The following is a 15,267-nucleotide window of genomic DNA, read 5'->3' on the forward strand; positions in this document are numbered from 1 at the left end:
CCCACCTTCAGACCCCAAGTCCGACAACCCTCCCTCACACCCCGGAAGGAGTGGACCAACTCTTCGCATCCTGGAGCGCCCACGGCGACCGCTTCGCTGCATCGCGTTCTGTGCCCGGTTACGGCGACAGCGTCGTTCCGCCGAATCCTACGGGCGTCGCCCGGGATGACTCCGGCTCTGTCGGTTTTGTAGCGGATCAGGCTGCCCACGTGGTTTCCCCGGGTTCTCAGGGCTCTGGCCTGGGTGACTCAGGCGCCGGGGGCGCGACGGCGGCCGACCACGACCGCTTCGGCCGGCCAGCTTCCGTTGACGTCGGTCCGAACGACTCAGGTGGCATGAGCTCAGCCCTGGGGCACCGCGACAGCCTGGGCTCTTTCGGTCCCGCACCCTTCGACCTGGACCATCCGGGCTACCTGCGTCCCGTCGCCATCCACAACGACGACCTCGGTCCTTTCGACACGTCGCCCCATGCATGGAGCGGCGTTGGCTCCTCGGTTTCGTCCGTCCCTCCTGACCCCGTGACCGCGTCCAGCCCCGCGGTGGTGACGCAGCCCAAGAAGAGCCCGGCAGCGGCACCACAGGCCAACAAGGGCCCGGCGGCGGCTCAGACCATGAAGGGATTCACCACTGTTCCCCCGTCCCTCCAGAGATTCCGCACCGCTCTCGCCTCCCAGGGCCCCACGCTGGACCCCGGCAGGCCGGGCCTGCGTGTGCTGCTCGCCATCGGTGTCCTCGCTGCCGCAGTGGCGGCCTTCCTGGTCTGGCAAGCCCAGCCCAGACCGCAGCCCCTTCCGCCACCCACCCCGATCGTGCCCGCGACTCCATCGCCCACAGCCAAGGTCACCGTGCACGTGGCCGGCAAGATCCGCAAACCAGGCGTCTATCTTCTCCCCTCAGGCGCCCGGGTCACGGACGCGATAGCGGCCGCCGGAGGAGTGTCCCGTGGAGCCTCCATCGGAGGGCTCAACCTGGCCCGACGCCTCATCGACGGCGAACAGATCGTCGTGGGCGCCAAACAGCAGCCGGCTGCCCCCGGCTCGCCCGTCGTAGACCCGGCAAGCACCGTACTCGACCTCAACTCCGCCACCGCCGAGCAACTGGAGCAGCTCCCCGGCGTAGGGGAGGTGCTGGCCGCCCGCATCGTCGAGTTCCGCACCAGCCGCGGCGGCTTCACCGCAGTTGACCAGCTTCGCGAAGTCAGCGGCATAGGTCCCAAAACGTTCGAAGAAATCAAGCCAAAGGTCCGGATCTGACATGCCCACCATGCATTCCGAAGAGCACCACAACCGCCGTGCGAGCCGCTCTCTCGGCACCCCAGGCCCTTCGCAGCACCAAGAGCAACACCCCAACGCCCTTGCAGGCCCTGATCTCGAGGTCCGCGACGGCGCACACCCCTGCTCGGCGACAAATCACCCGACGCGCCCGGTCGCCTGGCCATACGAGCCCGCCCTCGTCGATCCCGCACCGCCTCGCGCAGCCAAGAGCCCAGCAGGACAGTCCCGCCCAGCATCAGCAGCCGGTCTGGCGCACTCGGATGACGACCTGGGGAGGGTAGCCCGCCTGGAGGCGGATACACGCTGGAGTGATGGGGCCGGCTGGTCTCAGCCGGAGGAAAACCGTGGGTGGTCGGCATGCTCAGGACCGGCTCCCGGTTGGGCGCACATGGGCGACGAACGGGGGCGGGGAGGACTTTCAGACGGGAAGACGTCCTGGGGCCATGGGACCCGCTGGATCCTGCCGGTGGAAGTCTCGGGAAGGCCCGCACACTCAGACGCGGTCACCGCTTGGGTGCGTCCGGATGACGGTTGGTCCCGAGGTGACCAGAGCCGTGGGACGGCGCGTCTCGGCGCGGACGTCAGAGCAACGCGGCGCATGCAGGCCGTCGCGCCATCCCAGCCCGCTCTCGAGAAGAACAACCGCGAACGTGCATGGCCGCTCGCCTTCCCGGCGGTGGCGGCCTGGGGCAGCGCCATGGCATTGCTCGGCTGCTCGGCCGGCACCGGCATGATCGTCGCCGTCACCTCGGCCCTCAGTGCTGCTGCGACGGCGTGGCTCGTACGCCCCCGCGTCACCCGTATCGGCTGGCACGACATCACGACCGGATGGCGCAACATCGCCATCGCCACCCTCATCTGCACGGCGGCCGCCTCCGCGTCGGTCGCCCTGCGAGTGCACGCACTGAGCACCGGCCCGGTGCCCGAGCTGGCAGACAGCAACGCCTTCATAACCGCAGAGATCGCGCTGACAGACGACCCCGAACGGCGCCCGAACCGAGGCGGACACTTCGCCCAGGACAGCTACGTCGCCCGCGCCGCGCTGAAGGTCGTCCAGTACGGCACCAGCCGCCAAACGGTCGACGTCCCCGTAACCGTCTTCGCCATCGGGCGGGCCTGGAGCGGCTTCCTTCCCAGCCAGCACCTCCAAGTCGCCGGACGCCTCGCCCGCCCCACTGCCGGCACATCGGTGGCGGCCATCCTGTTGGTCCGAGGCCCGCCGAAGGTCCTGACGCCTCCCTCCGGCCTGCAGACGATGGCGGGCTCTCTCAGAGCAGGGCTCCGGTCCGCCGCCGACGTCCTTCCTCCCGACCAGCGTGGCCTCCTCCCCGGTTTGGTCGTGGGCGACGTCTCCCGGATGGACCCGCAGGTGACGTCCGACATGAGGGAAGCCGGCCTCAGCCACCTGAACGCCGTAAGCGGCGCAAACCTGGCAATCGTCGCAGGCGCTACTCTCGCTCTCTCCCGCGTGATCGGCCTCCCGCTGCCGGTGAGAGCCGGGTTCGCGGCTGTGGCGATGCTGGTTTTCGCCGTCGTCGCCCGTCCGTCGCCGAGCGTCCTCCGCGCCCTTCTCATGGGCCTGGCCGCCGCCGTCGCCATGGGCACGGGCCGCTCCAAGGACGGGGTGGCCGCCCTGTCGGCGACCGTACTCTTCTTGATCCTTTTCGTCCCCGAACTCGCCCGCTCGTACGGCTTCGCCCTCTCCGTCACGGCCACCGCAGGCATTCTCATCCTCGCCCCCCGCTGGCGCGACAGACTGTCCCGCTCGAAGGAGAACATCGCCCCACAGGACCCATCCGCGACCTTGCCGCACGTCGACCCGCTCACCGCGGCCGACACGGGCCCGCCACCCCCGTACGGTCAGGTCGCCCCTGGTAACGATGACCGGGTCCTGGACGAAGACAACGGTCATCTATTGGACGACGGCCGGGCAGACGGCCGGGCAGACGGTGGGGCAGACGGTGGGGCACACAGCCGGGTAGACGGCCCGGTGGACGGCCCGGTGGACGGTCGAAGGGCAGAGCGCCCGTCGCGGCAGCGCGCCTTGCTGCGGCTTCCGCCGTTGCCGCGTTGGGTCGCGGAGGCGGTCGCCGTACCCGCGGCCGCGCAGATGGCCGTGACACCCGTCCTGGTCCTCATGGCGGGACAGCTGACGCCGGTGGCCGTGGTCGCCAATCTGCTCGTCGCCCCGGCGGTGGCCCCCGCCACGCTGCTCGGCTTCGGCGCCGCCTTGGTGGCCCCCGTGTGGCCGGACGGCGCTCGGCTGCTCGTCGTCCCGGCCGGTTACGCGGTCGGGTGGATCATCACGGTCGCCCACTGGGCGGTGGACCTGCCGTTCGCCACCGTGCCATGGCCGGCCGGCCTTCCAGGTCTTGCCCTGCTCGTGCTCGCAGTGCTCGTCGCGATCCCCATCCTGCGCCGCCGCGCCTGGCGGACCGCCGCGGTGACCGTGGCCGTGGCAGCGCTGGTGGCGGTGCTGGTGATCCGGCCGATCGCCGGTCCCTGGCCGCCCAAGGGATGGCTGATGGTGATGTGCGACGTGGGTCAGGGCGACGGCCTGCTCATCGCGGCGGGTCCAGGCCGGGCCGTCGTGGTGGACACAGGGCCCGACCCGGTGATCATGGACAAGTGTCTGCGCAGGGTCGGGATCGACGATGTTCCCCTGCTCGTCCTCACCCACGCCCACGCCGACCACGTGGGCGGCATTTCGGGAGTGTTGCGAGACCGGCGCGTGGGGGCGGTTGTGGTCAGCCCCCACGGAGCCGGCTCGGAAGGCGGGGCACGCATCTCCACCATGCTGGCGGGTCGCCGCATACCAGAATGGACGGCCGCCCCGGGCACACGCTGGCGCTTCGGCCCGTCGGAGCTCACCGTCGTCGCCCCGGCTTTCGACTCTGGCACACCGTACGGCTACGGGGAGGGCAGCGAGATCAACAACGCGAGCGTGGTCCTCCACGTACGCTGGCGTTCCGGCTCCGCCCTGCTGGGCGGCGACCTGGAAACCGAGGCACAGGACGACCTCCTGCGCCGGTTCCCGGTACGCGCGGACATCCTCAAAACGCCGCACCACGGATCGAACCGGCAGTCTCCAGAGTTCCTGGGCTCCCTCGGCGCACGGGCGGCCTTGATCAGCGTGGGGGCCGGCAACGACTACGGTCACCCTGCCCCATCCACGCTCGGCCTCCTACGCCGACTCGGGCTCACCGTCTACCGCACCGACCAGTCGGGCGATCTCGCCGTAGTGGAGGGTGCAGACGGAATGGCGGTGATCCCCCGTGGCCGTGACTTCGGTTTTCGCGCAGCCGGTGACGGCCACGGTGGTGCGACAGGGGTGGGGCGCGGCCTGGCCGCCCACCTGTGGAGGCACCGCTGCACAAGGTCGAAGCACCGGTGCGCACCATCGGCCGCGATGCCACCGAGCCCGATGACCTGATGGTCATGATCATTCAAAGGGGAGGGTGCGGCCCGGCCGCCGTTCGCGTGCTGGGGCACCGTTGCACAAAAGCACAATATCGGTGTGCACGGTCGACCGCGGCGCCACCCGGCCCCAGTTCCTGGAGGTCAAGAACGGCATCGATCAGACGCTGGAGCAGCCAGACCTTACGGACGGGGAACGTCAGACACTCGAAGGAGACAGGGACGCTGTCATCGCGCTCGCCGAACGCGTCGCCAACATCCTCACCCCGGCTGGCCCCACGCCTGAGGAACTCTGTGCGCAACCGGCCTTCATCCCGCTCACGGTTCTGCGAGATCTCCTGCCTGGAGGTTCAGCATGAGCGAGCAGGTCACCCACTCGCCAGGCAGGAACCTCAGCTACGCCGCGATGTCCGGCAGTTTCGGGACCCCGACGAACCGGCGTGGGACGAGGACGTCTGTCATCCGTCGCTCGGTATGAGCATCACTCACTGGGATCAAGCACGTCGGGACCAAAACCCTGTGGGGACAAGCGACACGATCGTGAGTATGACGAGGTGTTCGGCATCGTGGCCCTCGCCCGCCCGCGGGCACGCAGTGCCGGGCTGATCGATCGTGCCCCGTGCTGGAAGAGCGCTGTCGTCCTCGTCTGCCAAGACAGCACCGCCCTCCGGGGACTGCGATGGCGGGCCGTCGGTGGTCAACTCCGCGGGAACATTTGTCCAAGACTGATGGTCGGCCGCCCGTGCATAGTCTGCGCATGAGTACGTACGACATTGAGCACTCGCATGGGATGCACGTGGTCCATGACGGCCCGCGGCAGGCACCGCCCTTGTTGCTCATCCACGGATCGGGGGCCTCGGGCGGCTTCTGGAGCCCGGTGGTCCCGGCACTGGCCGGCCACCATCACGTCATCCGGGTCGACCTCCCGGGCTGCGGCCAGTCCCCGCCCGCGCCGTCGTACGACGTGCCTGCGCAGGCGGGCCAGGTGGCGGCGCTGCTGGACGACCTCGGCCTTCGTCACGTCGCCGCGGTCGGGCACTCCAGCGGCGGCTACGTCGCCACCGCGCTTGCCGAACAACGTCCCGACCTCGTTGGTTCGCTTGCACTGATCAGCAGCGGCCCAAGTCAGGATGCGCTCCTTCGGCAACCGTTCATCCTTCGGGTCCTGCTGGCCCCGCCTTTGGGCCCGCTCCTGTGGTCGAGGCGTTCGGATGCGATGATCCGCAGGGGGATCAGCGCGACGGCCGCTCGCCCGGTGGACCTCCCGGACGACGTGGTTGCCGACGTACGGGGCATCACCTACCGCGTGATGAGGACGGTGCTGCGCCGGAACACCGCGTACATCGCCGAGCGAAGCGTGCCGGAGCGTCTCGCCGCCCTCGAGGTCCGCGTGCTGGTGATCTTCGGCGCTGCCGACTCCCGTTGGGAGCTGTCGTCGGCGCACCAGTACGACGCGGTGCCGAACGCGCGCGTCGAGCTGCTGCCCGGCGTCGGGCACCTACCCATGTTGGAAGCGCCCGAGACGACCGGCAAACTGCTGCTGGCCTTCACGGCAACGGGCCGCTGACAGCCCACCGATGATCCCTGAAGCCTAGACTGGTCACGTGTTGTCGACCGGGACGCCACTTGACCGGGCGTGGGTGGACGTCGCAGTCCCACGCCCGTCGGTTCGGCTGCCGGGGGTCAGCATGGCCGGGTTCCGCCACCGCGTCCCGGCCTTTGTGGACATCGCCATGGTCGCGTACCCGTCCGTCACCCTGCTCGTCGATCTGAGCGAGGGAGAAGGCGTCGTCTACGAAAACCATGGCCGGCACGAGCGCGGCAGTGTCGTCGTCGGGCTCCTTCCCGGCGATCTTCGGGCAACTGGCTGGGGAGTCGGCGAGTGCCTCCAGATCCGGCTGGAGCCGGTCGCGGCGGCTGCGTTGTTCGGCGCATCGACCGAGCTCAGCGGGACGGTGGTAGCCCTTGAGGATGTCTGGGGCCGCGACGCCGGGCAAGCCGAGGACAGGCTGCGCGCCGCCGCGTCGTGGGACGAACGGTTCACGATCGCGGTGGACATCCTCGGCCGGCTGCTGGGCACCTACCCACCGGTCGATCCGCAGGTCGCCTACGCCTGGCGGCGGACGCTCACCAGCCGGGGGCGGGTGCGGGTCGACGGACTGGCGGACGAGGTCGGCTGGAGCCGCAAGCGCCTGTGGTCCCGCTTCCGCTCCCAGCTCGGCATCACACCCAAACGCGCTGCCCGACTGGTGCGCTTCGACCACGCCGCCCACCTTCTCGCGGCGGGTCACGCCGCCTCCCGCGTTGCCACCGAGAGCGGCTACGTCGACCAGTCCCACCTCCACCGCGAGGTCACGACGTTTGCCGGGCTCACGCCCACGGCCCTGGCCGTCGCGCCGTGGCTCGCGGTCGACGGCGTCGCGTGGCCGGCTTCATCGCCAAGCCGGCGCGTTGCGAAGGGTGGCGAACGCGTCCCCGACCTTCGTTGAACAGCTTGCCTACACGATGCGGCTGCCACGCGTTACGCAGATGGAGGAACGCGCCGCGTCAGGGCAGTGTCGTCAAAGTCCCCGGGGAGGTTCGCCGGTCGTGGCTACATCTCGAGAACTTCCTGCCCGGCAGTTGCCGCGAGGAGTGTGATGCCGGCGACGGGGCGCGACTCATCCAGATGCTGGCCGCCATGTCGAGTATCACGGCGTCAGCACGGGCATGGCCGGAGATCATCGGTCAGCACATATCGCCGTGTTCATACTCATCGGCAGTGACGTTCTGTGCTCGCGAGTACGACGAGTTGGCTCGCCACGCAGTTGCAGCGGCCCGTCGGGAACGACGTAGCTGCCGCCGGGCAGATCTGGCATGGTCGCTGCGTACAGGGAGGTCTTCGCGCCTTCCGGCGTGGGCCTGAAGGCCACGCGCACCAGCAGGCGGGACAGCCGTCCTCTGCCGCTGTTGGCGCCCCCGGTGAGCACGTTGGTGGCGGGTGAGCCCGGGCGCGACGGCCGCGCGGCCCGCCAGCAGGGCGTCGATCCCGATCTCGCCGTGCGAACTGTCATTGATGCGGACATCGAGGATGGTGTCGGCCATGATGCGGGCCGGCATGCTGCAACTCATCGTCGTGCTCACACAGACCGGGCCCGCGAGCACAGCACGTTCAGGAGCCGGTGGTGGAGCGAGTCACCACCCGCGTGCAACGCATGGCAGGATCGCGGCCATGTCTCTCAGCGTTCCCCGCCTCCGGATCGGCTCGACCGAGATCATCGCGCTCGCCGATGGCGAGGGCCCATTCTTCTCCCCGCGCGCCGAGGCCTTCCCCGAGGCAACGGCCGCTCAGTGGGCCGAGGCCGACCGCTACGACCCGGGCGCGGTCGACGCCGAGGGCCGCTGGCGGCTCCAGTTCCGCGCGTACGCGATCCACAGCGACAAGGGCCTCACCATCGTGGACGCCGGGATCGGTCCGGCGGACGGCCCGGCCGTCTCGTGGGCGCCCGTGCCCGGTGCGCTTCCCGAGTCGCTCGCCACCGCGGGCATCGACCCGGCCGAGGTCGACACCGTGGTGCTCACGCATCTGCACACCGACCACGTCGGATGGGCGGTCGTGACCGAGGCGGCCGTCCCATCAGCGGGCGGCGCGGTGGACGTCAACGCTTCGACCGGCAGCGCGGTGGCCGGCGTCCCTGCGCCCGGCAGCGCGACCAGCGACCGCCGCCCCTACTTCCCGAACGCCGAATACCTGCTCCAGCGGGCCGAGTTCGACGCCCTCGACGCGCTCAACCCGCAGCTTCGCGAGACCCTCACCGACCCGCTCGCGGCGGCTGGTCGGCTCCGGCTCCTCGACGGGGACACGCCGCTACGCGCCGGGCGCACGGTCGCCACGCCCGGTCACACGCCCGGGCACCAGAGCGTGCTGGTCGCCGACGGGCGCGAGCTGGCGCTCGTCACCGGCGACCTCCTGGTGCACGCACTCCAGCTGCTCCACCCCGAGCTCGCCTACTCGCACGAGATCGACCCTGAGGCGGCCAGGCGCTCAAGGGAGCGCATGTTCGCCCGCGAAACCGCCACCAGGCTGCACCTGGCGACACCGCATCTGACGGAGCCGTTCATCTCGGCGTGATCGCGGCCGTCCGAGTCGTTCGGCGCGGGGCAGGCCGCGAGGGCATGCAGAACGCTCCGATTTCTCGGTGGTCTCCGTCGCGACGGAACTGAAGACCGTGAGGCGGCGGCCGCCGCCGGACTGGCCCCGGAGATCGACCTGCCGGGTCAACTGTCAGGTCGACTCCTGGACCGGATTCCTGGACGCCTTCGTGCGGCTGCGCGACCTGGATGCACTGCGCAGGTGTGCTCACCGCCGAGGAGTTCACTGTTCAGAAGCAGGAACTCCTCGCGCGCATCTGACCGGATCGGGCGGCATACTCCGACGGCAGTCACAGTGCCCCTGAGGCCGTCCCTCCAGAGGAGCTACACCCGACTCCTTCTGCCCGCAGATTCTTCGAAGGCCGATCTCACGGTCCCGTGTCGATCCCCGCGATGACCTCGGTCAGGGAACGGCCGGCCTGGTAGTACGGGTTGTCGTCGCTGAGCTGCTCGGCCGCCCCGGTCAGCCAGACGCAGCGCAGGTTCTTGTCCCAGATGGCCAACTGATCGCGAGCCGGCCTGGACCGCGCTCGCGGCGGCCGCCTCCTGGCTGGTCCACGGCGCGGTCTCGCGCAAACCGGGAAGGTGCGGCAGCAGCGCGCCGCTTCGCGATGACCGTCGCAGGCCGGGCCGTCAACATGACCGGGGCGCCGTCGTCGCCGGTCACCTCGACCACCTTCGCGGACACGATCCGGCCCTGACCACGGTGCAGAGCGATCCCGGCCGAATCGAGCCGACCGACCTGACCGTCCTCCTTCCTATGCGAGGCGAAGGAATCCCGACGGGCCGGCACCGCGGCCGCGTCGAGACCACCGGTCAGCTCCTGGCCACTGACGCGCCGCCCGCGCCGCCGCCGCGGTGCGCAGCAATGCCTTGGTCGGCATGCAGGCCCGGTAGGAGCATCACCCCACCGACGAGCTCGCCCGACGACGGCGGCGCTCCCTGCACCACTCGGTCGGCGACGTTCTCCCTGACCGGGCCGGCCCCGAGGACGACGACGTCGTAGGTGTTGCTGTCATGTCAGTTTCCCTTCGCGGCGCGGCCGAGGCGGAAGGCCGAGATGAGGAAGAAGATGCCGCCCGGGATGGCGTAGCCGGCCGCGTTGATCAGTGTCGGGTTGTCCGCGGCGGCACCAATGATGAACGACGCACCGGCGAGTACGGAGATGCCGCCGCTGAGGATCATCGGCCACTGGCCGCCCATCTTGCGGCGGGTGACACCCAGGATCAGCTGGACCAGCCCGGCCACGACCGCCCAAGCGCCCCACACGCGCAGCACCGCCGGGATACCGGACGCGCAGGCGATGGCCACGCCGATGGCGGTGATCAGGCTGACCGCGATGTTCACGTACAGCAGGGCAGGTGATCCGGTGGTGCGCGACGCGCGGGCGTCGATGATGGCGGCGGCCACGTCGAACAGCGGGTAGAGCACGAGCAGAGTGACCGCGACCGGACCCAGTCGCGAGGCGGTCGTGAACATCACGAGGGCCCAGACGATGGCGAAGGCGAACCGGATGAAGTACAGCCGCCGCAATGCGGACGCGGTCCCGGAAATCCCGGGTGAAGCAGCGATGGTGCTCATGGTGATCCTTTCAGTGGATGAGTGACGAGGAGAGCGGTTCAGCGCGTCCTGCGGTCGGCCCCCTTCTCGATCAGGTGGCTGACCAGACAGTGGGCGAGAGTTCACCTCTTCGGTGTGGGCCTTGGCCCGCTTCGCCAGGTAGCGCTTGACACCGGCCGCGATGGCCTGGTCCTGTCTGCTGACCAGGTACCAGGACGAGATGGTGTGCCGTGCCGCCGCCTCGCTCGTTCCGGCGCGGATGATCTGGCTGTTGACGCTGCGCAGCACGTCCTTGACCGCGACCGTGCCGATGGGTAGGCCACGCGGCGCAGTTGACGCGGCGATGACTGGGTGGCCGGCGTCGCGCAGCCAGGTGATCCCGTCCAGCCACCGTGCACGAGGACGACGGTCGGCTTGGGCGCGGCAGCCCGGGTCGGCTTCACGAAGGCTGGGGGGACCGAGGTCCGTGCCGCGGACGGCGAGACCGCCGCCGACAGGCCGACCGCGAGTGACCACGGCTGTACCGATGGACAGCGGGGCGGTGCGTACTTGCCTACACGAGCCACTGGTGCACAACTCCCCGCAAGACAGAACGTTCTATCGCGTCAAAGCATGGCCACTTATGGCGGAGCTGTCAAGACCGAACGTTCTACCCACTAGGATGGTGGCATGCGCAGCCAATCCGAAGGCCGGCCGTCCGAAGCGCGATCCCGGCTGCTCAACACGGCCACCCGGCTCTTCTACGCGGAGGGCATCCACGCCGTCGGCATCGATCGCATCGTCGCGGAAGCACAGGTGACGCGGGCCACCCTCTACCGGCACTTCCCGGGCAAGGAAGACCTTGTCCTCGCCTACCTGCACGAGGTCGACCGGGCCATGCGGAGCCAGGCGGACGAGGTCGTCGCCGCCGGGCTCCTGGCCGCCGACACCGTCCGAGCCCTCGGCAAGTCCATCGCCCAGGGCATCCAGTCCCCCGGCTTCCGGGGATGCGCCTTCCTCAACGCTGCCGCCGAGTTTCCCCACCCCGAGTCCCCGGTGCGCAAGACCGTGCTCGCCCACCGCCAATGGTTCCTGGAAACCGTCACGGAACTGCTGACCAAGATCCGGGAGACAGGCGCCGAGCCCGCCGCCCGCCACTTCGTGATGATGCGCGACGGCGCCATGGCCGCCGGCTGCCTGTTCGACCCGGCGCTGATCTGCGAGACCTTCCTGCGCGGAGTCGAGAGGCTCCTGCAGGTTCATGCCGCCACCGATGGCATCGGACCGGCGGGGCCTGAAGACGCCATCAACGCACCTGCACGTTGACTGGCTCTGTCGCCGGACGTGGGTACGTCAGTATCGAAAGAAGGATCCTCTCTCTGAGAGGGTCGGAGTTCGCCCTGCCGTACCCGTGCCGTTTGATCAGCTTGGCGCTCCAGGACGCCGACAGTCCGGCGGTCACCGCGTCCAGGTCGAGCGGCAGGCCGTCGGCGTACCGGGTGAGCGCGGACACACCGCTGCCACGCACTCGTGATCGCCTTTTTCCGATCGGATTCCCGGTATGGGCCGTTGGCTCTGGGGCATTCAGCGGCTGATGTCGTCCAGTTCGGTCAAGTCCTCATGAGAGAGGGAGAGTCCCGCGCCGGCGATGTTCTCGCGCAGGTGTGCCGTCGACGACGTGCCCGGGATGAGCAGGATGTTCGGTGATCGCCGCAGCAGCCAGGCCAGTGCGACGGACATCGGTGTCGCCTTCAACCGGTCGGCGACCGCCGAGAGCGCCGAGGACTGAAGCGGGGTGAAGCCCCCGAGGGGGAAGAAGGGCACGTACGCGACGCCGTCGGCGGCGAGCCGGTCGATGAGCTCGTCGTCGTGGCGGTGGGCGAGGTTGTACATGTTCTGCACGCACACGATCGGCGCGATGCTCTTCGCCTCGGTGACCTGCTCCGCGGTGGCGTTGCTGACCCCGAGGTGGCGGATCAGGCCCTGCTGCTGGAGTTCGACGAGCGTCTCGAACGCCTCGGCGAGCGAGCCAGGCTGGGGACCTCCGGCGTTGCCGAGCCGGAGGTTGACCAGGTCGAGTACGTCGAGCTGGAGGGACTTGAGGTTGTCGTGAACCTGGCTGCGCAGCTCTTCGGGTCGCCGGGCCGGAGGCCAGCCACCCTGTTCGTCACGGGTCGCGCCCACCTTGGTCACGATGTGCAGCGACTCGGGATAGGGGTGCAGTGCCTCACGGATCAACTCGTTGGTGACGCGTGGCCCGTAGGCGTCGCTGGTGTCGATGTGGGTGATGCCGAGGTCGACCGCTTCACGCAGCACGGCCAGGGCACCGTCGCGATCGGCGGGCGGTCCCATGACCCACGGGCCGGCCAGTTGCATGGCGCCGTAACCGAACCTGGTGACGGTAAGGCCGCCCAGCGTCCAGGTGCCGCCGGGAAGAGAGAGGGAGGGTGTGCTCATCTTGTTGCCTTTCGTCGTCCACTTGGTGGGGGTGGCGCCTTCTGTCTCCCTGTATCAGGGTTGGAGAGAAACTTCCTTTTAGGAAGTAGACACTTCGAAGTGCGTAACCCACCCATAGGTGAGAGGGGCGAATCAGTGACGACGATGAAGGCGACCCAGGAGAGGGCTCAGGCCAAGGTGGAGTACAACGCGTTCCTGGCGGCATGCCCCAGCCGGCGGCTGCTCGACCGAATCTCGGACAAGTGGGTCGTCCTGATCCTGTGTGCGCTGGGCGGCGACGACAGCCCTCGCCAGCCCGGTGCAGCACACGCAGACGCTCCGAAGGCGATGCGTTACTCCGAGATCTCCCGTCTCCTGGCTGGGGTCAGTCAGAAGATGCTGACCCAGACGCTACGCTCGCTGGAGCGCGATGGTCTACTCACCCGCACCGTGACGCCCACCGTCCCTGTCACCGTCTCCTACGAGCTGACCGACCTCGGTCTCTCGCTCCACCACATGACGCGCGGGCTCAGGAGCTGGGCGCAGACGCACATGGCCGAGGTCCTCGAAAACCGCGAGAACTACGACGCCCGCACCTCCTGACGACTCACATCCAACCGTGCAACCGCTCCATGTTCTCGGCGCTACACCCTCACCTGCGAAGAGCCGTAATCGCCGCCATCCCTCCCGCCTGACGACGCGCAGGGCGATCGAGTCGCCGCCCGCCAGGGTGGGCGGCCCGAGTAGCACTCACGCCGCGGCTTCGTGGGCTGCTGCAAGAGCCAAAAAATTTCGGCCGGCGATGTCGAGAACCCGTGGCTGGTTCCGTCCCCGCGATGAACGACCACAATGGGTCGCACCAGCATCGAGGAGAAACACGATGGCCAAGTACTTGCTGCTCAAGCACTACCGCGGCGCGCCGGCAGCGGTCAACGACGTGCCGATGGACCAGTGGACGCCGGAGGAGATCTCGGCCCACGTGCAGTACATGCAGGACTTCGCGGCCCAGCTGGAGGAGACCGGTGAGTTCGTCGACGGTCAGGCGCTCTCACCCGAGGGGACGTTCGTCCGGTACGACGGCGAGGGACGGCCGCCGGTCACCGACGGCCCGTTCGCGGAGACCAAGGACCTCATCGCCGGCTGGATGGTGATCGACGTCGACAGCCACGAGCGGGCACTCGAGCTGGCCGGCGAGTTGTCCGCGGCTCCGGGCGCGGGCGGGAAGCCGATCCACGAGTGGGTCGAGGTGCGCCCGTTCCTGGCCGCGCCGCCCACCATCTCGGAGTGACCTCTCGGGTGAACGAGATCCTGCTCCGCAGCCTCACGCCGAGCGTGCTCGGGATCCTCGTCCGTCGCGGGGCTGACTTCGCGGCGGCCGAGGACGCCGTGCAGGACGCGCTGGTCGAGGCGGTCCGCGTGTGGCCGGACGACCCGCCGCGGGACCCCAAGGGCTGGCTGGTCACCGTGGCCTGGCGTAAGTGGCTCGACGCGACCCGCGCGGCCGCCGCCCGCCGCCGGCGTGAGGACCTCGTCGACGAGGAGCCGGCGCCCGGGCCCGCGCCCACGGTGGATGACACGCTCCAGCTCTATTTCCTGTGCGCGCACCCGTCGCTGACGCCGTCGTCCGCGGTCGCGCTCACGCTGCGCGCCGTCGGGGGGCTGACCACCCGCCAGATCGCCCAGGCCTACCTGGTGCCGGAGGCGACCATGGCGCAGCGCATCAGCCGGGCCAAGCGCACCGTCTTCGGCGTGCGGTTCGACCAGCCCGGCGACGTCGCCACCGTGCTGCGCGTCCTCTACCTGGTCTTCAACGAGGGCTACTCCGGTGACGTCGACCTCGCCGTCGAGGCCATCCGGCTCACCCGGCAGCTCGCGGCCGCGATCGACCATCCCGAGGTGGCGGGGCTGCTCGCCCTCATGCTGCTCCACCACGCCCGGCGCGCCGCCCGGACCGCGCCGGACGGCAGCCTGGTGCCGCTCGCCGAGCAGGACCGCGGCCGGTGGGACACCGAGTCGATCGCCGAGGGCGTGGAGATCCTGCAGGCGGCCCTCGCCCGCGACCGGCTGGGCGAGTTCCAGGCCCAGGCCGCCATCGCGGCACTCCACGCTGACGCGCCCACCGCCGAGGAGACCGACTGGGTGCAGATCGTCGAGTGGTACGACGAGCTCGCGCGCCTGACCGACAGCCCGGTCGTCCGGCTGAACCGCGCGGTGGCCGTCGGCGAGGCCGACGGACCGCGCGCCGGCCTGGCGGCGCTCGCGGCGCTGGACGACGCACTGCCACGCCACGCCGCGGTGGCGGCGTACCTCCACGAGCGCGACGGCGACCTGGCGACGGCGGCACGGCTGTACGCCGAGGCGGCTCGAAAGGCGCCCAACCTCGCCGAGCGTGACCACCTGACGTGCCAGGCCGCCCGGCTCAACGCCCGCCGGCGTCGCTGATGGGTCGCGCTCGGATTTCCCCCGGCAC

At 69.7% G+C, this 15,267-nt stretch carries 13 protein-coding genes; 10 read left to right on the top strand and 3 right to left on the bottom strand.

Annotation, left to right across the window (positions count from 1 at the left end):
- The first annotated feature begins 335 nt into the window (after positions 1 to 335).
- The 6 genes from E1286_RS21890 (at position 336) to E1286_RS21925 (ending at position 8,802) form a co-directional block, all read left to right on the top strand.
- Positions 336 to 1,253, top strand: a complete 918-nt coding sequence (locus tag E1286_RS21890) for a ComEA family DNA-binding protein (protein WP_246075032.1) — start codon at positions 336 to 338, stop codon at positions 1,251 to 1,253.
- A 619-nt stretch (positions 1,254 to 1,872) separates the two neighbouring features.
- On the top strand, positions 1,873 to 4,707 hold the full coding sequence (locus E1286_RS50380) for a ComEC/Rec2 family competence protein (RefSeq protein WP_246075033.1): 2,835 nt from the start codon (positions 1,873 to 1,875) through the stop codon (positions 4,705 to 4,707).
- A gap of 82 nt (positions 4,708 to 4,789) precedes the next feature.
- Positions 4,790 to 5,050 carry a hypothetical protein gene (locus tag E1286_RS21905; RefSeq protein WP_132615308.1) on the top strand — a complete coding sequence of 87 codons (261 nt, stop codon included), beginning with the start codon at positions 4,790 to 4,792 and terminating at the stop codon, positions 5,048 to 5,050.
- A gap of 398 nt (positions 5,051 to 5,448) precedes the next feature.
- Complete coding sequence (locus E1286_RS21910) at positions 5,449 to 6,258, top strand: alpha/beta fold hydrolase (RefSeq protein WP_165969842.1); 810 nt, start codon at positions 5,449 to 5,451, stop codon at positions 6,256 to 6,258.
- Positions 6,259 to 6,379: 121 nt separating this feature from the next.
- Complete coding sequence (locus E1286_RS21915) at positions 6,380 to 7,180, top strand: helix-turn-helix domain-containing protein (RefSeq protein ID WP_132615309.1); 801 nt, start codon at positions 6,380 to 6,382, stop codon at positions 7,178 to 7,180.
- A 722-nt stretch (positions 7,181 to 7,902) separates the two neighbouring features.
- Positions 7,903 to 8,802, top strand: a complete 900-nt coding sequence (locus E1286_RS21925; protein WP_132615310.1) for an MBL fold metallo-hydrolase — start codon at positions 7,903 to 7,905, stop codon at positions 8,800 to 8,802.
- A gap of 388 nt (positions 8,803 to 9,190) precedes the next feature.
- On the opposite strand, the gene E1286_RS51320 is transcribed toward E1286_RS21925, so the two are convergent.
- Together E1286_RS51320 and E1286_RS21935 are read right to left on the bottom strand one after the other, a co-directional pair.
- The gene (locus E1286_RS51320) at positions 9,191 to 9,325 is read right to left on the bottom strand and encodes a hypothetical protein (protein ID WP_281282712.1); all 135 of its coding nucleotides are present in this window, start codon (positions 9,323 to 9,325) and stop codon (positions 9,191 to 9,193) included.
- A 517-nt stretch (positions 9,326 to 9,842) separates the two neighbouring features.
- Positions 9,843 to 10,670: a hypothetical protein gene (locus E1286_RS21935; RefSeq protein ID WP_246075034.1), complete on the bottom strand. Its 828-nt coding sequence runs from the start codon at positions 10,668 to 10,670 to the stop codon at positions 9,843 to 9,845.
- A gap of 381 nt (positions 10,671 to 11,051) precedes the next feature.
- On the opposite strand from E1286_RS21935, the gene E1286_RS21940 reads away from it, so the two are divergent.
- Positions 11,052 to 11,687 carry a TetR/AcrR family transcriptional regulator gene (locus E1286_RS21940; protein ID WP_132615311.1) on the top strand — a complete coding sequence of 212 codons (636 nt, stop codon included), beginning with the start codon at positions 11,052 to 11,054 and terminating at the stop codon, positions 11,685 to 11,687.
- Between the two features lie 258 nt (positions 11,688 to 11,945).
- Here E1286_RS21940 and E1286_RS21945 read toward each other — a convergent pair whose 3' ends face one another.
- Positions 11,946 to 12,818: an aldo/keto reductase family oxidoreductase gene (locus E1286_RS21945; RefSeq protein ID WP_132615312.1), complete on the bottom strand. Its 873-nt coding sequence runs from the start codon at positions 12,816 to 12,818 to the stop codon at positions 11,946 to 11,948.
- Between the two features lie 144 nt (positions 12,819 to 12,962).
- Here E1286_RS21945 and E1286_RS21950 point away from each other — a divergent pair, with 144 nt between their 5' ends.
- From E1286_RS21950 to E1286_RS21960, 3 genes are all read left to right on the top strand, one after another.
- The gene (locus E1286_RS21950; RefSeq protein ID WP_132615334.1) at positions 12,963 to 13,400 is read left to right on the top strand and encodes a winged helix-turn-helix transcriptional regulator; all 438 of its coding nucleotides are present in this window, start codon (positions 12,963 to 12,965) and stop codon (positions 13,398 to 13,400) included.
- Between the two features lie 277 nt (positions 13,401 to 13,677).
- Positions 13,678 to 14,085, top strand: a complete 408-nt coding sequence (locus tag E1286_RS21955; RefSeq protein ID WP_132615313.1) for a YciI family protein — start codon at positions 13,678 to 13,680, stop codon at positions 14,083 to 14,085.
- 8 nt (positions 14,086 to 14,093) lie between these two features.
- The gene (locus tag E1286_RS21960) at positions 14,094 to 15,239 is read left to right on the top strand and encodes an RNA polymerase sigma factor (RefSeq protein ID WP_132615335.1); all 1,146 of its coding nucleotides are present in this window, start codon (positions 14,094 to 14,096) and stop codon (positions 15,237 to 15,239) included.
- The last annotated feature ends 28 nt before the right edge of the window (positions 15,240 to 15,267 follow it).

Origin of the sequence: Nonomuraea terrae (genome assembly GCF_004348995.1) — a bacterium.
Classification (GTDB): Bacteria; Actinomycetota; Actinomycetes; order Streptosporangiales; family Streptosporangiaceae; genus Nonomuraea; species Nonomuraea terrae.